Here is a 19,137-nt window from a genome sequence, read left to right as displayed (position 1 = left end):
AGTAACTCGCTATACACTACACCACACTTTTGCTTCGCAAAAGACGCACTTCGTGCTTGCGGTTTCGTGTTAGCTCGCAACTTGTCGTTGAGACAGAAGCGAAAAGCAAAAGCAAGAGCAAAAAGCCCTATACGAAACTGATTTAAAATTCTCACTCTCGTTCTAATTTTCAATCAATTTCTAACACTGATTTAGAAAAAAAATATCGCTATATCGCTCATTATTTTTTTCAAAATCCAACAGAAGGAAAACACAAAAACTAAAACCATCGGTGACAAAATGACAAAAACATTAACAATGATTTACAGACATTTGAATTACAAAAATGTGAAAGACTCAAACGGTAAGGCCATAGGCAAAGCACAACTATTGAAGTCCTTGGCGCACTCACTTCGCATCAATCCAAACCCAAATAACAAAATATCTGAAACGAAAAAACTCGAGTGGGACGAATCAAAGTCTGATCACAATTGGGTCTATGCACCTCAGCTAACTGGCGCAGATTTCGTTAGGCTCAATACATTGACTGATGAGCAGAAGAAAGAAATCCAAGGAAGTTTTATCAACAAAATGAATGATGAGCAGAAGGCGAAAGATGACAAATCTGATGCTATTTCTTCGCTCAGCAAATACAAAGCAAAAATAAATAAGTGGCATAATTCCATCTCTGGAAATGACGACCCATTGAAAAATTATCTTGCCAAGATATTGGACCAAAAAGATATTTTTTCAATTAAAAACGAGATCGACCAACTATCGACTTTCGAGTTTGCTCGCAAAAATCAGAAGACAGAAACCGTCAGAAAATTTTTAGAACTTCACAATGAAGTGATTGAAAGCAAGGCTGACATTTCACGAAGTAAGGTTTTTGTTCAAGAAGCTTTTTTCAAAATCCCCGTTGGTAATAAATTTCAAATGAGTGGCAAAGATATGATTCATAATATCCGCTCATTCTACAAAAACAATTTTCCAGATTATCCAATTCAATTGATTGTCTTTCATGGCGATGAAGTAGGCAATCATCCTCATATATTTGTCGATGCACAGAACAAAAAAACTAAAAAGTATGATTTGCTCGCTGCTCAAAATAGATTTGTAAATGACCACATTGAACAAATTAAAATTGATTATCCAGAAGCAGAGAAGCTTGATTTTTCAATTCGCTCTTATAAAACAAAGAAGCTTCAAGCTCAATATTTTCAAACCTTGTTTTATCAACATACGAACAAAATTCTTGCACCTCAAAATGTTCAAGTTAAGAAATTAGAGAAGACTGATGAACATAATGCACGCATGGCACTTATTGAAGAGGATGCAAAAAAGCCGAAGATTGAACGTCAGTTCAGCTTTTACAATGCTCAAATAAACGACCTCCAAGAGCAAAGCGAGCGTTTAGAGCAGAGTAATTTAATCTTATCAAATGCTAATAATAAATTGGCGGATAGCATTACAGAAAAGAATAAAACCATTGGTCGTCTCGACAGCGAAATAAAATCAAAAAATGAATTTCTGGATAAATTCAAAGAAAGGATGCTTGATTTTAGAGACACTGTTTTTACATACATAAAAACATTTTTCGACTCCCATGAAGAAACACAAAAAATAGCCAGAAATGAGGTCGTTAAAAAATATCATGGATTTGAAACAGATTATGAGAAGTATTTTGCTGACGATATAATAAACAAAACAGCCGAAAACTTGAGTAACTCTAATGCGAGCAAACTTCATGGCATAAGATTATCTAAGCCCAAATAGTAAAAAAGTCTCTTTCGAGACTTGATTTTACCATTTTTTTGTTATAATGATTCTACGACAAACTATATAACAAATGACTTTACACTTCAATTATAGCATTTATTCTAAAAATGCAAATCAATTATCAAAAAATTTCGAAAATATTTTTGAGCCTCTATTTTATCACGATAATACTGATAAAAAGAAACGTGCATATATTCATTTCTTTTCAAAAAACAAAATCTTCGCTTACTTTGATAAAAAAACTAACCAAGTAAAAGAAGCATCTACTTCTAATAGCTCGCTTTCAAAACTCACAGAAACATTGTCATCATTGAAGAATGTTGTTGATGTGTATGCAACGGTAAACCAATTTACATTCACAAGAAAGCTTGAAAACTTGCTTTATACGACCATGTTTTACAGCGATTTAGACATTTACCACACTGAATTTAAAGACATATCAAAAGAAGACTTCATTGGAAAAGTCCTAAATTATTGCTTTGAGAATAAAATACCAGAGCCAAACATAATGATATACAGCGGAAACGGTTTTTATCTGAAATGGCTTTTTTCTGAAAAATGCAATAAATATGAATTCACTCTTGATAAATATAAAATCGCACAAAAATCAATAAATCAGCTTTTTAGCTTTTTGGGTGCTGACTCAAAGGCGCTTGATGCTTCAAGAGTTTTGCGCCTTCCGGGTTCTATAAACAGTAAGACTGGCAGAAAATGCGAAGTTATTTATTTTAATGATGAAAGAAAATCAGCATACGACTTGTTTGAGTCTTTCAGTCAGTTCTACACACCAGAACCAGCGAAGCCAACAAAATCGAGATCTAAAAAAGTCGTCGATGATGAAACTGAAAAGCAAGAAAAGCCAGCAAAACAAAAGCTTTTGCTTGTCAAAAGAGACTCATCAAAAGCTCCCAAAAAGACTTTGAGCGGGCCGATTTTAGCAAAAGCCAGATATGACGATTTAAAAAAATTGATAGAACTCAGAAATGGTAATGTCGAAAATTCTCGTATGTCATTCTTGTTCTGGCTTTTAAATTTCAAAGCGCTGTGTGGCTCTACTAATTTTGTAGACTTTGAAAGTGATGCATATGAAATCGCAGAAAAATTAAATTTCAAAAAACACGAGTGGTCTTTTGAAGAACTTTCAACACTTGAAAATAAAGTTAAAAAACACAATGATGGATACAAGAAAATCGTAAAACAAAACGATGAATATTTCAAGCTTTCAAATCTATACACGCCGAAAAATCAAACTTTAATTGATATTTTTCAAATCACTGATGAAGAGCAGAAGAAGCTAAAAACAATTATCAGCGCATCTGAAAAGAATTCAAGAAGAGCTAAAAAAAGATTAGATGCGGGAATGAAACCACAAAATGAAAGCGAAGCAAAAAAACAGCCTTGGAAAGAATTAGGCATTGGAAAGACAAAATATTACGAACTAAAAAAGAGGGGTGAACTTTAAAAGCGCCCTAAAAAGGTGCGAACTGTTTTGGTCTACTACTAATATGAATAGGTTTTTTTCTTCTTTCTGCTTCAAAAATCAAAAGCCAAGCCATTTTTTTGATTATCTAAGAATGAAATATCTAATTATCTCTAATCTTTGACGCTGTAAGCGTGAGTTCTTTTTTCAACACCAAACAGCAGTTTCTTCATTTATACAATTCCCGCCAGTCATTGCATTCATCGGCGTGCGGATTTCATGGCTCATGGTCGCCAGAAAGGTCGTTTTTGCCCGATTGGCGTCGTCTGCACTTTGCTTGGCGCTCTGCAGTTGATCCATCAGGCGTTGACGGTCGCTGATGTCGATCCAGCCGGCAATAATGCCCATCACCACACCTTCACTGGTGTGATACGGCAGCATCCAGTGATACACCGTGTGCACCACTCCATCGCTGTGGACATAGGTGCGATCTTTAATCCATCGCGTGCCGCTCTCCATGACCTGGAGGTATTCGGCCTGGAATGTCTCAGCATCGGCGCGGCCAACGACCGTGCTCTCGGTCAGTCGCTTACCGATCACGGCTTCGCGGGGCAGGCCCAGCGCGTCAAGGTAAGCCAAGTTGCAACTGATCAGTCGCCCTTCACAGTCGCGCACGTAAATCGGATGGGGCGTGCCATCGATCAAGGCACGCATGAATTCCATCTGGTCATTGAGCGCCAGTTCGGCCTTTTCCCGGGTGGACTCCCGTTTGCGCAGACGGACAATCCAGACCAGCGCCAGCAGCAAAAACAGCGCGAAGATGACAAATCCCTGGATGACCGCCGAGCGGTAATGCAGCCAACTGTCGTTATCGATCACCACGTCGTGGCGCCAACGTCTCGTTAGCTCATCCAGTTCCTCCGGAGGAATGCTTTGCAGAACTTTGTCCAGAATCGAGTACAGCTCCAGCGCCCCGCGATCGGTGGCGAACCCGGTCGGTGCCGACACAGGACCGACAAGACAGGCCACACGCAGACGATCGCGGTATTCACGCAGAATCATGTAACGCCCGTTGATCAGCGAGTTGAGGGCGCCGTCCGCATCACCCTTGTCCACCAACGCCAACGCCTGCGCCGACGTCGGTGTCTCGATCAACTGGATGCCCGGGAATGTCTCACGAATGTAATCCTGCAGCGGATTGCCGCTACGCATGGCCAGTCGTTTGCCCACCATGCCTTCCAGCGATTGCGGTGTGTCCGGGCCGTCCTGCGTGATTAGCACAAACGGGCTCGTCAGATAAGGCCGAGTGAACCGCAGCTGCCCTTCACGGGCGCTACTGGGGGTGAAGGCGACGATCAGATCCGCTTCACCGGACCGGATCTTATCGACCAGCTTCTGCATGGAGTTGCTGCGCACGACATCAAATTTCAGACCGGTGCGCTGGCTGACCTTGGCCAGCACTTCGGCGCCGATCCCCCGGAACTCCCCCTGTCCATCAAAAAAGGAGACAGGCGGAAGACCGTCGTTGACGGCCACAGTCAGGCGAGGATGGTTCTGCAACCAGCGCTGCTCGGTGTCTGTGAACTGGAGCGGGTCGAGGCTGGCAACATTCAGGTCCCCCGCTCCCCACCGATGCAGAATCGTCACACGCTCGCTGATAGGGATCACCTCCAGCGCAGCATTGATGATGTGCAAGAGCCGACTGTTGCGCTGATTCAGGGCGAATGAGAACTGCGTGGACACACCCGACAACGTCGTCAGGTAGACATCATTGAGGAAGTACTTGCCGACCAGATAGTGGGTACTGACGGCATCGCCCAGATAAGCATCCGCCTTGTTGAAGGCTACTGCGCCGATAGCGCTTTGGGCCGATGGGTGAGGCTGCAGCGCAGCCTTGGGATAGTTCGCGGTGATCGCATCCGCTGGCAGAGCGTGATCAACGATAGCAAGGCGGTTGCCTGCGAGGTCGGGCGGCAACACCTTGCTGGTGCCACTGCGCGTCACCAGCACTAACGGGGCCTGCACATAGGCACTGGTGAGCGCCAGATCCGGATCTGTCCCATCGAAGCTATTGACAGTGCCCAGCAGGTCCACCTCGCCGTTCCTGAGTGCCTGCATCGCCTCGGCGCTGGAATCATAACGAAGCACTACGATCTTTATGTGCAACATGCCGGCAAGCAGCGCAGCATAATCGGCCGTGATGCCCTCGTAATCCTGGCCACCGGTGATCATGCCGAAGGGCGCGTTCTCCGGCAGCGATACCCCCAGACGCAGTGAGTCCTTGTCGCGCAACCAGCGCCAGTCCTCTTCATCCAGAACGACCGAAGAACGTTCGCCATTCGAGCGACCGAAGAGGTTAAGGATTTGCACCTCAGCCTGTACCGGCGAAACACTCCCCAACTGGCAGAGCAGACAGACGGCCAGTCCAAAGCAACGCAGGAGAGTTTTCATCTAGATCAGGTTATTGCGCTTGGCAAAATCAGCCAGATACACCACCGACCTCACATTGAGCTTTTCAATTAAGCGGGTTTTATACGTGCTGACCGTCTTGTTACTCAACAACATGGCATCACCGATTTCTTTGTTGCTCATACCTTTGGCCAGTTGCTGCAAGATGATCAGTTCTCGATCGGACAGGCCTCTGATCATCTCCAGCTCGGTGGAGTCGATATCACTGCGCCGTACAGAGTTTCCTGCAAGGTTGGGAAAAAAGGTATATCCGGCCATCAGCGCCTTGATCGCTTTGCTCAGCTCGCTCAATTCATCGGTTTTCGAGATATAACCGGCAGCGCCAGCCTTTATGCAGCGCATGGCATAGAACGCCGCAGACTGAGAGGTCAACACCAGGATCTTGCTTGACAGTTTCAGCGCACCGATCCGGTTGATGACTTCCAGACCGTCGAGGCTGGGCATGGCGATGTCCAGCAAAATCAGTTCCGGCTCGTACTTGCGAGCCATTTGCACGGCATCGGCGCCGTTGTCCGCCTCAGCAACGACTTCGAATTGCTCACGTTCAAGCAGTGCCCTCACTGTCGCCCGAATGAAGGGGTGATCGTCTACAACCAGCGCTTTATGCATTTGGAACCTCACAGCTATACCCACAGGAACTACCAGTGATAAGCGGTCCATGCATCACAAAAGTATGGAACAAAACACTGGCCTATGCTGCCCGATCAGACTCATTAATCAGGCAGTTATATCGGTCTATTTCAGGACTGGAGAGTGACGTGCTCACGTGGGCGAGTCAGGTGCCTGCAACCACCCCAGGAACCTCTCGGCGTCCATCGGGCGCCCAAGGTGGAAACCCTGGCCGAATGAACACCCCATCGCTACCAATCCGTCGCGGATAAGCTGGCTGCCGACGCCTTCGATCACCAGGCTCATATTCAGCGCCCGGGCCAGCGCCACGGTACTCGTGACCATCGCATGGGTACGCGGATCCTCGATGGCGCGAACAAGCTGGCCGTCGAGCTTGAGCTGGTTGAACGGCAGTTGGCAGAGCAAACTCAGCGATGAAAAGCCCATACCGAAATCATCGATCGACAGGCCGCACCCCATCATCCGCAGGCGCGATAGGTTTTCCCGGGTGGTGCGAGGCAAATTCAGCAAGCCGTTTTCAGCCACCTCGAACAACAACGTCCCAACCGGGAAGTCGTGACGTTTCAACAGATGGTCAATGTGCTCAATCAGGTCATTGTGGGCCAATTGCGAAGCGTGAAGATTGAATGCCAACTCCAAGCTGTGACCGGATCCACGTAAAGTATTGAGCAGGCTCACCCCTTGTTCGAGCATTTGCTTGAGCATTTCGTCGATCAGGTCATAGGCCAACACAGCGGCCAGAAAGTGTCTGGGCAACAACAGGCCTCTGATCGGGTGTCGCCAACGCACCAACGCCTCAGCCCCGGCCACCGCAGAAGTATTTAAATCGAATTTGGGTTGGAACCAAGCCTTGAACTCTCCCTGAGCCAGGCCCCGCCGCACGTCCTCCTCACTCGGGAGCCTGGAGAGGGATGCCGACTCGACGTCCGATGCCATCTGCTGGCGGGAGTAGCGACCAAGGATTTCATGCAACGTATACAACTGCGTGCGCTTGCCCACGACACCGAGCATCTGCAACCCCGAGAGACACGTCAACTGTTCGACTGCACGACGCAGTTCCGGCTTTAGTTCGCTACACAGTGCAACTGCGCGCGCCATTCCGCCTTCCCCAATCCGGGTCAAAACGTCCATCCAGTCGACAGCGCTGCTGCTCAGGTCACAAATCACGATATCGACGCCACCTTCCCGGCTTATCTGCGCCATCGCCCATTCGCTGTCGCCCGCCTGCAGGATGTCGTTGACGCCCAAATGCTGGAGCGCCTTCACCAACATTTCGCGCTGAAACGATTGATCATCTAAAACCAGAACACTGGGTATGCACATCTCGCCCACTACTCGCTAATGACTTTAAGTCAAAATTCTGGCGACTCTACATTACCGGGAGCGAAGGATTTATCTCGGCAAGCTGTAGGAAATTTCCCAGCGAAAGTCGGAGCGAGATTACAAGGTGTCTAGAGAACTCTAGGAAATTCAGCTAAGACGGGCGGGAGAAATGAAGTCTCTGAACATTAATAGATGAACAGCCGCAGTCATTTCAGAAGCATTAAGTCAGCAGTAGTAGACCCGCGAGCAGCTAATGAACATCTGACATCGCCCACTTGTTAATAGGTCTGTTCTGTTCATGAACTGCCTAACCACCGATTCGACAAACCCGGCTTATTCAATTGTGCAATGCCTCAACGTCCCCTGGGTTTGGATCCACCCAGCAACTGGGCTCGCAGTTCCGGGTTGCGTGTTCGGGGGTCAAGCCAGATCGCAAAAAAGGCTTTGGCGAAAGCTTCATCCCTCACCACGCGCCTTAGGTTGTCGCCGAAGTAAAACCGTACGCCCTCTCCAGGAACATAAACGCCCGTGATGCGGTCGCCTGCGCGCACATTGACGAACGCGTGCTGCATTTCCCGCTCCCAGCGGCCCATCAGCTCTGAGTTCAGGCCGTAGGGGGACAAGCGACGGATTTCCTTGATGCTGGCCTCGACTAGATCATCGCGGCTAATAGCGCGGCTGTAGGTGAGTTCAAGCGCAAAAGGTGCATCTGCAACCAGCGGCTCACCGGCGATCAGGCGTGGGCTCCAGAACTGCGCGCTGTAGACCGAGAAACCGAATACTCGCATATCCCCGCTGCCCAACAGATGGGCGTTGGGGACCGCCTCACGCCAATCGGCAAATATGTCCGCGCTCTGGAGCATAAGAGCAATACAGATAAGGTGGCGGACCAAGCTATCGTTGCGCGTAGCCATGCAAATACCTCGATAAGACTCTTGGATACCTATGCGCTCGCCACGCGTCAATTGCGGGCGCGTAGCCGGATGGCATTGGCCCGTGGTTAACACGCATAAGCATCGCGCACATTGTCAGGTGGTTACTTTAGGCCTATCTTAGATAAAACCTATACAAGGTATAGTTAAATGTACAACAAAAATCCTTGGCCACTGACGCTGTACTTTGACGGTAACTGTCCATTGTGCGCGCGGGAAATCAAGATCCTGCGCCGACACGCCACAGATGGCCGACTGCTATTTATTGACTTAAACAGCGCTGAGTTTGACGCCAAGGCCCTTGGCTTTACGTTCGAGCGCATGCAGTCCGTACTTCATGCCCGTTTCGCCGACGGCCGCTGGGTTGACGGCTTGGACGCCACGCTATGGAGCTGGCGTGCCGCCGGCCTGGGATTCTGGGCCAGCCCCCTGACCTGGCGTGCACTTCGACCGCTGCTGGCGTTCGGTTATCAGCTGTTCTGCCGCTTGCGCCCCCATTTGGCGTGGTTGCCTCACCCGGATGGGCGACGTCGATGTGTCGATAACCGTTGCGCAGTGCCGGAATCACAACACGCACCCGACGCGTCGGACACCTTGAAAACGAGGCAGCCTTAGAGCGCTACTCATGAACAGCCCCTTCGAAATGAACTCACTTGGCGACGGCTATCGCGCCTTAGTGATAGGCGCCAGTGGAGCCCTTGGCACGGCGTTTTGTCAGTTGCTCAAAGAAGATCCACGCTGCTCGGTTGTTCGCGAACTGACGCGTCATAGTCTTCCGGGGTTGGACCTGGAAGAGCCCGAGAGTATCGCCAAAGCCGCCGCCGAATTAGCTGAAGAAGCCCCGTACCAGTTAATCCTGCATGCTGCGGGCCTGCTCCATCGCAAAGAAATCAAGCCGGAAAAGAGTTACTCCGCCATTGAGGCGGATGCGTTTCAGGCAGTGTTCCAGGTCAACACCCTGGGACCAGCGCTTGTTTTGCGTCACTTTCTGCCACTGCTCGACCCTCGTGGCGCGATGGCGGTGCTTTCGGCCAAGGTTGGCAGCATCGGCGATAACCGTTTGGGCGGCTGGTATGCGTATCGCGCCTCCAAGGCCGCGTTGAACATGTTGATTAAAACCGCGGCGATCGAACTGGCGCGAACCCGCCCGCAAACCCGCTTGCTGAGCCTGCATCCAGGCACCGTTATTTCAGGCCTTTCACAGCCCTTTCGTGGTGCCTCGGCAGCCAGGCCGGCACACATTGCTGCCCGCGAGTTGTTATCGCTGATTGACCGTCTGACTGTTGCCGACAGCGGCAATTTTTTTGCCTATAACGGTGAGCGCCTACCCTGGTAGGCAAGGAGTAAACCTTGAATTTGCAAGCACTGATCGAACAGGCCGCGAAGGGCGAAATACGCGAGCTGGAGTTGCTGTCACTCGAAGGTGGTTTTTATCTGGCGCGAATCCGCCTGGATCACGGCCAATTCACCCTGCTTGATGATGCGGCCAAGCCGATGCGCCTGCGGTCGACCACCCACCTGCGCGACTTGCTGCAGACCGTGCCGGCATTTCCTTGCGTGCTGGTGCAGCAATGCGCGCACGACGAAATGTGCGGCCGGGATTCAGGGCCTGTCGAGGAGCTGCGTATCCCGTTTTCGCTCACCACGCCATTATGAGCAGGCAAGCACGCGATAAATCTCAGAAACCACCTGCAATGTTGCCTCTTCAAGCGTTCCCTCGTTGCGGCATAAAACCCAGCCTTGATCTGCAACCGCTCGCTCGAACGCCTGGGTACAGGCAACATGTTCTTCCAACGTATGCATCACAGTACTGCTCAGCCCGCGCCGTCGTGCTGCGGCCCTCGCCCATGAAATTTCAGGGGCGGTGACAATCCCGACGTGCAGGTCTGGCACTTGCACGTTGCGATCAATGTTCAACTGGAGAATGTCTGCAAACGGGACTATGCGCCGAAACGCGGCATCAGACGGGTACCAGCGATCAATCAACACAATGCTGCCCGGAGGTTGTTTAGTCAGCACCTGTCGGGAAATCCATGCACGGCTATCCGCGAGGCGTTCACACACCTGCAACTCCAGATCCCGGCAGGGATTTCTCACCAGCTTGTTAACGAGGGTCATTGTTTCCCGTCTAAAGGGATCGCTTTTTTTCTCGCAAAGTCGGATTACCGTTTTGGCGTCTGCCCTCAGTACTTTTGTAACGGCTTCCAACAGTGTGGTTTTGCCGGTGCCCTTGGGCCCATCCAGAGAAACAAACAGCGGAGGATTCATTGTTGCAGTTCAACCAACCGCTGGTTGTAACTGTCACGAATGCAGGCCTGTTTGTCGTCAGCTTTCCAGCAGTCGTTGCGCCCCTTGATCCAGCCACGTTGCTCGGCCTTGAGCATCTTGGCCTGGCTGCCGGCCTTTTTCAGCGCCGTGTTGTAGGTGCTCGCCATCTGGCGATCCAGGGCGGAAAGCGCTTCGCTGCCGCAAATCAGCGTCTCCACGGAACTGGCCATGTTTGCGCTGCACTTGAACGAAGGTCCGGTCTGGGCGTGTGCGCTGATGGCGAAAATGGCCACTGGCAACAGCGCCGCGCGGATGAATGAATGCATAGGAGTCTTCCTGTAAAGGTGTCGATGGCCACATCGATGCGGGCCCACGTTGACCGCTGCAACGCGTATGATTCTGTCACGCTTTCTAGATGTGGCACTGCATAGGTCAACAATGGCAAAAATCAGCGTTAGCAACAAGGCGACCACGCCAGGCCGAAAAAATCTCACGGCCGCCGATCGTCAGCAGCAGATGGTCGAACGGGCGATCACCCTCTTCGCCCAGAAAGGCTTTGCGCTGACTACCCGCGAGCTGGCCGAGGGGCTGCAGGTCACCCAGCCCCTGCTCTACCGCTACTTTCCCAGTAAGCAATTACTCATCGAACAGGTGTACCAGCAGGTGTTCATGAACCGCTGGGACCCTGAGCTGGAGCAGCAGCTCAAGGACCGCACGCGTCCTTTAAGGGAACGGCTGATTGATTACTTTATCGGTTATACCCGCACCATCCTGAGCAATGAATGGGTGCGGATATTCCTGTACGCCGGCCTGCAGGACCCGGAGTTAAACCAGCGCTATCTCAAACAATTACACGAGACGGTGTTCCTGACGATCATCGAAGAGCTGCGTCATCAGAAGCAACTGACCGCCCCGCTGGATAAACACGCGCTGAGTCTTGAGATCGAAGTGCTGTGGGGCTTCCACAGCAGCTTCTTTTACCTGGGGGTGCGCAAGTGGGTGTATCAGATGCCCGTCCCTGAGAATCTGACCGAACTGATTACCCTGCGGGTCAATGCCTTCCTCGATGGCGCCCTGCATAACGAGGCGTAGTGAAGGCCGTTTACGGGGCGTCGATTTCCGCAAAGAGATACACCAGGCAAAAGCCATCCATGGGTATGACCGGGTTGGTCCAGATCATGCGCGAATGCCGGGCCTGTTCGGCGAAGACTTCGACCAGCACGTCAGACGCGCCATCCAGGGCTTTGGGGTGCTCATGGAAATCCTCCGCCACATTCAGTACGCCTTCCAGCCGATAGACCTGGCGGATACGGCTCAAATCCCCCACCGCATCCTTGAGCTGGGCAATTGCATTCAATGCCGCCAGGCGACAGGCCGCATACCCTTGCTCCAGGTTCAGGTCGCGGCCCAGGCGCCCACGGTACAGCAGCCGGCCATCAATCCAGGGGAATTGCCCGGAGGTCATCAAGGTATTGCCGACAATGCTCCAGGGCACGTAGTTACCCAGGGCCGGGGCGGGAACAGGCAAGGTGATGCCGGCGGCCTGCAGACGCGATTCAGGGGTGGTCATGATCGGTTCCTGTTTTGATTGTGTTCAGGCCAATGGCGCCAGCCAGGAGGCAAGAGTCTGCGGGTTGTTCAGTAGCCAGCCCTCAGCCGCCTGGTCCGCACTTTTACCCTGGCGATTGAGGGCGTAATCCAACTCGGCAACAATCGCATTGCTCAGACGGATGTTATCGAGCACCTGCAATTGCGCCTCGCTGAACCGCCCCAGGCGATCAACCCGCGCCAACAGCACCGCACGGTCGACACTGCCCAGCAGCCCCTTGGGATCCTTGAGATCACGGATACGATGGCGGAAATGCAGGAACTGCGGATGCCAAAGTGGCACCACGCCCCATCTGCCCTCCTCGACCAGCGCCTCGAACGCCGCCACGCATTGTTCCTGGGTGCCGGTGCGAAACTGGTAGCCCGCCGCCGCAAGGCCGTAGTCCTCCATCATCCGCAGCGAAAACCGGGTAATCCCGGCGCCCGGGCCAATCCCCTGGATCAGCGTGTGCATACGGGCGATAACCTCGGGTTTGCGCAGGTCATCCACGGAGTCCACCTGCGACACCGGCACATAGTCGGGCACACCCCACAACGCATACGGGGTGTAATGCAGGCCCAATTCGCGGGTGGCGACCACCTCTTCCACCCGGGCTTTGTACATCCCATGGCTGGACGGGATCCATGCGGAGGCAATCATGTCGATGCTGCCAGCACGCAACTGCTCGAAATTGGCCTCGTGCAGCGCATACGAACGCTCCACCCCAAAGCCCATGCGCTGCAATACCGAAGCAACCACCGCGGCTGTCGCACGATGAAAGGACAGATCAGTCACACCGAGTCGTACCATGGTTGGGCTCCTCTCAGGGTTATTGCCACGGGCCAGCAGCGGCGCCAATAACGCTGCGCTGCCCAGGGCTTGAATCACACGTCGACGTTTGAAGTCCATCAGCGACCTTCCGCAGACGGGCCAATGGCAAGGCTCGCCATGGCCTCGCCGACAATCCGGGTTCCCGGCACATAGTCAAAGATCATTTCGATGGTGATGCCGTTGGGGTCTTCAAGAAACAGTTGGTGCTCGCCAATCTGCGGAATCACCCGTTCGCGAAAGGCGATGCCCAGGGATTGCAGGCGGTTCTGCACGGTTTTCAGCCCTTCACAACGCAGCGAGACATGGTCAAGGGCGCCCGAACCGTAGCCGCCTGGCTTCTCGCCCAGATAGGCCTGCAGATCCTTGTCACCGCCCACGATACTGGCGATGTGCAAGAGCGGACGGCCGCCGGCGTACATCCAGCAGCCAGGGAAACGAAAATCCGGGCGCGGCCCAGGTGACAGGCCAACCACTTGTTCAAAAAACTCGGCGGTCTTGCCCCATTGTTCGGTGCGAATGGTGAAATGGTCGAGCGCTAGGACTCCCATGTTCTCTCCTGACAGTGCGGATTAGAGACGGTACGGCTGCATATTTTATCATTCGATAATTTATTTCAAGGGGTAATTTATCGACCGATAACTAGTGCGTAGCGTTTACTATCCACGCTGTTCCATTCACCTAGGGCTCCCCATGAGCAACCACGACCTCAGCTTCACCCCCGACCTCGACCCGGATTCGATTTCCTCCGACGTCATCGGCTTCAACGGCATCCTGGTCTCCACACAAATCCCGGTACGCGCCGATGGCAGCCTGGAATTGGGCGATGTCACTGCGCAAAGCGAATGCACCCTGCAAGCCCTCAAAGTCGCCCTCGAACGCGCCGGCAGCAGCATGGACCGGGTCATGCACTTGACCATCTACCTCACTGACATGGCCGACCGCGCCGCATTCAACGAGGTGTACAAGCGCTTCTTCGCCAAACCCTGGCCGGTACGCGCGGCGGTTGGCGTGGCGTCGTTGGCGGTCGAAGGCATGCGGGTTGAAGTCACGGCGATGGCCGCCAAGGGCTGAGCCCGGCGCGTCATTGGGCATCCAGCGGGTGCCCGCCAGGCGATTCACGGCTACAATGCGCGCCTCAACCGTGACAAGCCTGACTAAAAAAACTATGTCCTTGCCCAAGCATCATCTGGAATTGCTCAGCCCTGCCCGCGATGTCGCCATCGCGCGCGAGGCCATCCTGCACGGCGCCGACGCCGTGTACATCGGCGGCCCAAGCTTCGGTGCGCGCCACAACGCCTGCAACGACGTGAGCGAGATCGCCCAACTGGTGGAATTCGCCCGTCGTTACCACGCCCGGGTGTTCACCACCATCAACACCATCCTGCACGACGACGAACTGGAGCCGGCCCGCAAGCTGATCCACCAGTTGTACGATGCCGGCGTTGATGCGCTGATCGTCCAGGACCTGGGGGTGATGGAGCTGGATATCCCGCCGATCGAGCTGCATGCCAGCACCCAGACCGACATCCGCACCTTGAACCGGGCCAAGTTCCTCGACCAGGCCGGGTTCTCCCAACTGGTGCTGGCCCGCGAGCTGAACCTCCAGGAAATCCGCGCGATTGCCGATGAAACCGATGCCGCCATCGAGTTCTTCATCCATGGCGCGTTGTGCGTAGCGTTCTCCGGGCAATGCAATATTTCCCACGCGCAAAACGGCCGCAGCGCCAACCGTGGCGACTGCTCCCAGGCCTGCCGCCTGCCCTACACCCTCAAGGATGACCAGGGCCGCGTCGTGGCCTTTGAAAAGCACCTGCTGTCGATGAAAGACAACAACCAGAGCGCCAACCTGCGCGCTTTGGTAGACGCCGGCGTGCGCTCGTTCAAGATCGAGGGCCGCTACAAAGACATGGGTTATGTGAAGAACATCACCGCCTATTACCGCCAGCGCCTGGACGAGATCCTCGAAGACCGCCCGGACCTGGCTCGTGCTTCCAGCGGGCGTACCGCGCATTTCTTCCTGCCAGACCCGGAAAAAACCTTCCACCGTGGCAGCACCGACTACTTCGTCAGTGACCGCAAGATTGATATCGGCGCCTTCGACACCCCAACCTTTACCGGCCTGCCGGTAGGCGTCGTGGAAAAAGCCGGCAAGCGCGACTTGCAGGTGATCACCCATGAGCCGCTGTCCAACGGCGATGGCCTCAACGTGCTGATCAAGCGTGAAGTCGTGGGTTTTCGCGCCAATATCGCCGAGCCTAAAGGTGAGTTCGAAGAAGACGGCGAAAAGCGCTACCGCTACCGTGTCGAGCCCAACGAAATGCCGGCGGGCCTGCACCAACTACGACCGAATCACCCGCTCAACCGCAACCTCGACCATAACTGGCAGCAAGCGTTGCTCAAGACCTCCGCCGAGCGGCGGGTTGGCGTGTCGTGGCAGGCCACCCTGCGCGAAGACCAATTGCAACTGACCGCCACCAGTGAAGAAGGCGTGAGTGTCAGCACCACCCTGCCCGGCCCATTCGGCGTGGCCAACAAGCCGGAACAGGCGCTGGACACCTTGCGCGACCTGCTTGGCCAACTGGGCACCACCCAGTATCACGCCACCGCAATCGAGCTGGACGCCCCCCAGGCGTTTTTCATTCCCAATTCGCAACTCAAGGCACTGCGCCGCGACTTAATCGAAGCGCTGACGGTTGCGCGTGTCGAGGCCCACCCCCGTGGTGGTCGCAAGGCCGAAACCACACCGCCGCCGGTGTACCCGGAGTCGCACCTGTCGTTCCTGGCCAACGTCTACAACCAGAAGGCCCGCGACTTCTACCATCGCCATGGCGTGAAGTTGATCGATGCGGCCTACGAGGCCCACGAAGAAACCGGTGAAGTGCCGGTGATGATCACCAAGCACTGCCTGCGTTTCTCCTTCAACCTGTGCCCCAAGCAGGCCAAGGGCGTGACCGGCGTACGCACCAAGGTCGCACCGATGCAGTTGATTCACGGCGATGAAGTACTGACCCTGAAATTCGACTGCAAACCGTGCGAAATGCATGTGGTGGGCAAGATCAAGGGGCATATCCTCGATCTGCCGCTGCCGGGCAGTGGTGTACAACAGCAAGTCGTAGGGCATATCAGCCCGGCGGACTTGCTCAAGACCATTCCCCGCGCACCGCACTGAGTCCCCCTCTGTAGGAGCTGGCTTTGGCTGGCTCCTACAAGGGGCGCTTAGCATGAGAGGGCGAAACATCCGACCTCCAGCGCCACCACCATCCCCGCTGCAACCCCGCCGCCGCCAGCAGAATCGCCGCAACACCCAGCCATTGCGTCCAACCCAGACGATGCCCATAGGCCATCCAATCAACCAGGATCGCCGCAATCGGGTAGATGAACGACAACGCCCCAGTCAATGCCGTCGGCAGTTTTTGGATCGCGCCATACAGCAGCACATACATCAGGCCGGTGTGCACCATACCCAGTGTCAACAGCGCCGCCCAGGCATCAACCGGCGCTGAAAGGCTGTGCCATGAAACCAGTGGCACCAACAGCACCGCACCGGTACTCACTTGAATCAGCGCCAGCAGATGGGGCGGCACAGCCTTCAGGCGCTTGATAATCAGTGCAGCGATGGCATACAAAAGAGCCGCGCCCAGCGCCTGAGCCACGCCCCACAGGTATTGATCACCGCTGCCCTGCTGCTCGCCATGGGCGGTGACGATAGCCAACATGCCCATGAATGACACGCTCAGCCACGCCAGCTTCTGTACGGTGATTTTCTCGCCAAGCAACAGCGCCGCGAGGATCACCAGCATAAATGGCTGAACGTTATAGACCGCCGTGCTGATGGCAATCGACGCTTTTGAATAGGACGCAAACAGCAACAGCCAGTTACCCACGATGGCCACGCCGCTCAACATGGCCCAGCCGAGTGTCGAATAACTCAACCAGGCACTGCGCAGATACCCCAGGTGCCAGCACACCAGCAACAGGGTCAAGGCGCCAATGACGCAACGCCAGAACACCACCTCAATGACCGGCACCCCAGACACCAGCACAAACCAGCCGATCGTGCCGGAGATCAGCATGGCGCCAACCATTTCCCATGAGCCGCGACGTATGGATTTGTCCATGATTAAGCTCCTCGAATGAGGCTAAATTATGGCAATCTGCGTCGATCAGGCTCCAGCGCCTGAGAAAGGCCAATGGCGGTGTTTGCCTATTCTTATTAGGCAAAAATTCAGGTTTACCTAAGGAGCCCAGGATGATTGACGTTATCGACCAGCAACTGCTCGCTGCCTTGATGGACGACTCGCGTTGCTCGCTCAAGACCTTGGCCGGCATAACCGGCCTGTCCTCGCCCAGTGTCGGCGAACGCTTGCGCCGCCTGGAGGAGCGCGGGGTGCTGAAGGGCTATACCGTGGAGGTCGACCCCAAACATTTTGGCTACTTGCTGCAAGCCATCGTGCGCATCCGCCCCCTGCCCGGCCAATTGCAGGAGGTTGAACGGCAGATCCAGGCGATCCCGGAATTCACCGAGTGTGACAAGGTGACCGGCGACGACTGCTTTATCGCGCGGCTGCACGTGCGCACCATGGATCAGTTGGACACCTTGCTTGACCGCCTCAACGGCTATGCCGAAACCAACACCGCCATCGTCAAGAAAACCCCGGTCAAGCGCCGGCTGCCGCCGTTGGCAGGTGGGTGATGCCAGGGTTGATGCACGCTCCTCTCGCTTTGGATCACATAACAAGCTGGCTAGCTGATGCGGCGCTGACGCTAGGCACCAGCACTGCTCTCGTCCGCCACCTCATCCTCCTCAATCAGCGGCACTTGCGCATCATCCATCAACGATCCGGGGTCTTCATTGCCCGGATCATTGATCGGTTCCTCTTCGGCTGGAATGTGCATGGCCTTAGCCGCCCGGGGTATCAATATCAGCGTCGGTCTGCGGCTTGGGCTCGCGCTCTGGCTTGAAGTCCGGGCTGTACTCATTGTCCCTGGCCACCTTGTCGGTGGCGGGTTGTGGGTCCTTGGGGGCGGCGGCTGCGGTGCCGGGAGCGGGCACTTGGTGAGTCTCGTCATCGATGGCCGGATCGTTCCTGCCGCTGACGTGTGGGTCTGGGCTGTGACGGGTGCTCATGGGAACCTCTTTATCCGATGGTGTAAGGTTAAGGTGCCGCACTGGTGGATGAAGTTCATTCCGGATGACCTGTACTGATCAATGGTCACGCCCCCGGATTGTCCACCTGGATATAGAACGCAAACGCCGCCAGCAGTATCCAGAACACCATGAACAGCCACGGCGTGCGCACCGAAAACAGCAAGGACTTGCGATAACCCTTATGCGACGACTCGGTCTCGCAGAACAGCGGTGACTCATCGTAGGCCATGCCCATCACCGGCTCGCTGCGCAACAACTCGCTTTGCTTGAAGTGCCAGTGATCAATGATGTCGTAGGCTGCGCGGATGCCCGGCCAGGCATTGAGCGAGCTGAACACCCCGAGCATCGACAACAGCAGCGGAACCACCAGGGTAAACAGCTTGCCCCACTCCGGGTTGAGGTTGCCCATGCACGACACAAAGGCAATCACCAAAAACGACTGCGCCGTCAGGTAGGCATCGGTGCGGTTGGCGAGGATGGTGGTTTCGTACTGGATTTCCCGGCGATAGAAGTCCAGCCGGTCCTTGGGCGATCCGAAAATCTTGGCGTTGTGTTCGGTGTGGTCAGTCAGCGCCGATTCCGGGCTGTGCGGGGAGATGATTCTGGGCACAATCGTTGATCCTCAAAGTGCTTAATCTCCTTAGAAGAACCGCCCATGGCCGAAGTTCAGGTCAATCGCCCGCACCGTTATAGGGCGCAGACTGCGCATATCACGCACTGCACTTGCGCAGTCTGCTCCAGTAACGGGCTGATACACCGTGTAATCCCA

The 19,137-nt window shown here is 53.9% G+C and carries 22 protein-coding genes; 9 read left to right on the top strand and 13 right to left on the bottom strand.

Features of this window, described 5'->3' with window-relative positions; all coding sequences use genetic code 11:
- The first annotated feature begins 279 nt into the window (after positions 1–279).
- Both HBO24_RS00865 and HBO24_RS00860 read left to right on the top strand, forming a co-directional pair.
- Positions 280–1,755: a hypothetical protein gene (locus HBO24_RS00865; protein WP_170059134.1), complete on the top strand. Its 1,476-nt coding sequence runs from the start codon at positions 280–282 to the stop codon at positions 1,753–1,755.
- Between the two features lie 73 nt (positions 1,756–1,828).
- On the top strand, positions 1,829–3,220 hold the full coding sequence (locus tag HBO24_RS00860) for a hypothetical protein (protein ID WP_170059133.1): 1,392 nt from the start codon (positions 1,829–1,831) through the stop codon (positions 3,218–3,220).
- 165 nt (positions 3,221–3,385) lie between these two features.
- On the opposite strand, the gene HBO24_RS00855 is transcribed toward HBO24_RS00860, so the two are convergent.
- The 4 genes from HBO24_RS00855 to HBO24_RS00840 all read right to left on the bottom strand — a co-directional run bounded on the left by HBO24_RS00855 (position 3,386) and on the right by HBO24_RS00840 (position 8,514).
- The gene (locus HBO24_RS00855; protein ID WP_170059132.1) at positions 3,386–5,629 is read right to left on the bottom strand and encodes a transporter substrate-binding domain-containing protein; all 2,244 of its coding nucleotides are present in this window, start codon (positions 5,627–5,629) and stop codon (positions 3,386–3,388) included.
- On the bottom strand, positions 5,630–6,256 hold the full coding sequence (locus tag HBO24_RS00850; RefSeq protein ID WP_170059131.1) for a response regulator transcription factor: 627 nt from the start codon (positions 6,254–6,256) through the stop codon (positions 5,630–5,632).
- A gap of 153 nt (positions 6,257–6,409) precedes the next feature.
- Positions 6,410–7,600 carry an EAL domain-containing response regulator gene (locus tag HBO24_RS00845; protein WP_170059306.1) on the bottom strand — a complete coding sequence of 397 codons (1,191 nt, stop codon included), beginning with the start codon at positions 7,598–7,600 and terminating at the stop codon, positions 6,410–6,412.
- 353 nt (positions 7,601–7,953) lie between these two features.
- On the bottom strand, positions 7,954–8,514 hold the full coding sequence (locus tag HBO24_RS00840) for a chalcone isomerase family protein (RefSeq protein ID WP_081044247.1): 561 nt from the start codon (positions 8,512–8,514) through the stop codon (positions 7,954–7,956).
- 168 nt (positions 8,515–8,682) lie between these two features.
- On the opposite strand from HBO24_RS00840, the gene HBO24_RS00835 reads away from it, so the two are divergent.
- From HBO24_RS00835 to HBO24_RS00825, 3 genes are read left to right on the top strand one after another with little or no spacing between them, the layout of a single operon-like run.
- Positions 8,683–9,147, top strand: a complete 465-nt coding sequence (locus HBO24_RS00835) for a DUF393 domain-containing protein (protein WP_170059130.1) — start codon at positions 8,683–8,685, stop codon at positions 9,145–9,147.
- Positions 9,148–9,157: 10 nt separating this feature from the next.
- Positions 9,158–9,868, top strand: coding sequence for an SDR family NAD(P)-dependent oxidoreductase (locus HBO24_RS00830; protein ID WP_170059129.1), 711 nt, complete (start codon positions 9,158–9,160; stop codon positions 9,866–9,868).
- Positions 9,869–9,882: 14 nt separating this feature from the next.
- A complete protein-coding gene (locus HBO24_RS00825; RefSeq protein WP_057438475.1) occupies positions 9,883–10,188 on the top strand; it encodes a DUF6482 family protein in 306 nt (101 codons plus the stop codon).
- On the opposite strand, the gene HBO24_RS00820 is transcribed toward HBO24_RS00825, so the two are convergent.
- Positions 10,183–10,800, bottom strand: a complete 618-nt coding sequence (locus tag HBO24_RS00820; protein WP_115128215.1) for a dTMP kinase — start codon at positions 10,798–10,800, stop codon at positions 10,183–10,185. The two genes, HBO24_RS00825 and HBO24_RS00820, sit on opposite strands and share 6 nt — an antisense overlap.
- Positions 10,797–11,126, bottom strand: coding sequence for a lysozyme inhibitor LprI family protein (locus HBO24_RS00815; protein ID WP_057438473.1), 330 nt, complete (start codon positions 11,124–11,126; stop codon positions 10,797–10,799). The genes HBO24_RS00820 and HBO24_RS00815 overlap by 4 nt, the downstream gene beginning before the upstream one ends.
- A gap of 112 nt (positions 11,127–11,238) precedes the next feature.
- Between HBO24_RS00815 and HBO24_RS00810 the strand changes: the two genes are divergently transcribed.
- Positions 11,239–11,892 (top strand): TetR/AcrR family transcriptional regulator, encoded by a 654-nt coding sequence (locus HBO24_RS00810; RefSeq protein ID WP_198792122.1) that lies wholly within the window; start codon positions 11,239–11,241, stop codon positions 11,890–11,892.
- Positions 11,893–11,902: 10 nt separating this feature from the next.
- On the opposite strand, the gene HBO24_RS00805 is transcribed toward HBO24_RS00810, so the two are convergent.
- From HBO24_RS00805 to HBO24_RS00795, 3 genes are read right to left on the bottom strand one after another with little or no spacing between them, the layout of a single operon-like run.
- The gene (locus tag HBO24_RS00805; RefSeq protein ID WP_057438472.1) at positions 11,903–12,370 is read right to left on the bottom strand and encodes an Atu1372/SO_1960 family protein; all 468 of its coding nucleotides are present in this window, start codon (positions 12,368–12,370) and stop codon (positions 11,903–11,905) included.
- 24 nt (positions 12,371–12,394) lie between these two features.
- Positions 12,395–13,297 carry a glycine betaine ABC transporter substrate-binding protein gene (locus tag HBO24_RS00800; RefSeq protein WP_115128213.1) on the bottom strand — a complete coding sequence of 301 codons (903 nt, stop codon included), beginning with the start codon at positions 13,295–13,297 and terminating at the stop codon, positions 12,395–12,397.
- Positions 13,297–13,767: a VOC family protein gene (locus tag HBO24_RS00795; protein ID WP_170059128.1), complete on the bottom strand. Its 471-nt coding sequence runs from the start codon at positions 13,765–13,767 to the stop codon at positions 13,297–13,299. The genes HBO24_RS00800 and HBO24_RS00795 overlap by 1 nt, the downstream gene beginning before the upstream one ends.
- 142 nt (positions 13,768–13,909) lie before the next feature.
- On the opposite strand from HBO24_RS00795, the gene HBO24_RS00790 reads away from it, so the two are divergent.
- Together HBO24_RS00790 and HBO24_RS00785 are read left to right on the top strand one after the other, a co-directional pair.
- On the top strand, positions 13,910–14,290 hold the full coding sequence (locus tag HBO24_RS00790; protein WP_057438469.1) for a RidA family protein: 381 nt from the start codon (positions 13,910–13,912) through the stop codon (positions 14,288–14,290).
- 94 nt (positions 14,291–14,384) lie between these two features.
- Positions 14,385–16,388 (top strand): U32 family peptidase, encoded by a 2,004-nt coding sequence (locus HBO24_RS00785; protein WP_170059127.1) that lies wholly within the window; start codon positions 14,385–14,387, stop codon positions 16,386–16,388.
- A gap of 34 nt (positions 16,389–16,422) precedes the next feature.
- Here the strand turns inward: HBO24_RS00785 and HBO24_RS00780 are convergent, their stop codons facing one another.
- Positions 16,423–17,337, bottom strand: a complete 915-nt coding sequence (locus tag HBO24_RS00780) for a DMT family transporter (RefSeq protein ID WP_170059126.1) — start codon at positions 17,335–17,337, stop codon at positions 16,423–16,425.
- Between the two features lie 131 nt (positions 17,338–17,468).
- Between HBO24_RS00780 and HBO24_RS00775 the strand changes: the two genes are divergently transcribed.
- Positions 17,469–17,912 carry an Lrp/AsnC family transcriptional regulator gene (locus HBO24_RS00775; protein ID WP_057438466.1) on the top strand — a complete coding sequence of 148 codons (444 nt, stop codon included), beginning with the start codon at positions 17,469–17,471 and terminating at the stop codon, positions 17,910–17,912.
- A gap of 71 nt (positions 17,913–17,983) precedes the next feature.
- Here the strand turns inward: HBO24_RS00775 and HBO24_RS29435 are convergent, their stop codons facing one another.
- The 3 genes from HBO24_RS29435 to HBO24_RS00765 all read right to left on the bottom strand — a co-directional run bounded on the left by HBO24_RS29435 (position 17,984) and on the right by HBO24_RS00765 (position 18,978).
- The gene (locus tag HBO24_RS29435) at positions 17,984–18,115 is read right to left on the bottom strand and encodes a hypothetical protein (RefSeq protein ID WP_258558623.1); all 132 of its coding nucleotides are present in this window, start codon (positions 18,113–18,115) and stop codon (positions 17,984–17,986) included.
- Positions 18,116–18,119: 4 nt separating this feature from the next.
- The gene (locus tag HBO24_RS00770) at positions 18,120–18,347 is read right to left on the bottom strand and encodes a hypothetical protein (RefSeq protein WP_170059125.1); all 228 of its coding nucleotides are present in this window, start codon (positions 18,345–18,347) and stop codon (positions 18,120–18,122) included.
- Between the two features lie 85 nt (positions 18,348–18,432).
- On the bottom strand, positions 18,433–18,978 hold the full coding sequence (locus HBO24_RS00765; RefSeq protein WP_057438464.1) for a hypothetical protein: 546 nt from the start codon (positions 18,976–18,978) through the stop codon (positions 18,433–18,435).
- Positions 18,979–19,137 lie beyond the last annotated feature (159 nt).

The sequence above is a fragment of the Pseudomonas sp. WS 5410 genome (assembly GCF_012985645.1).
In the GTDB taxonomy this organism is placed as follows: Bacteria; Pseudomonadota; Gammaproteobacteria; order Pseudomonadales; family Pseudomonadaceae; genus Aquipseudomonas; species Aquipseudomonas shahriarae.
Note: the sequence above shows the minus strand (reverse complement) of the source record. Positions and strands in the feature narration are given on the sequence as shown.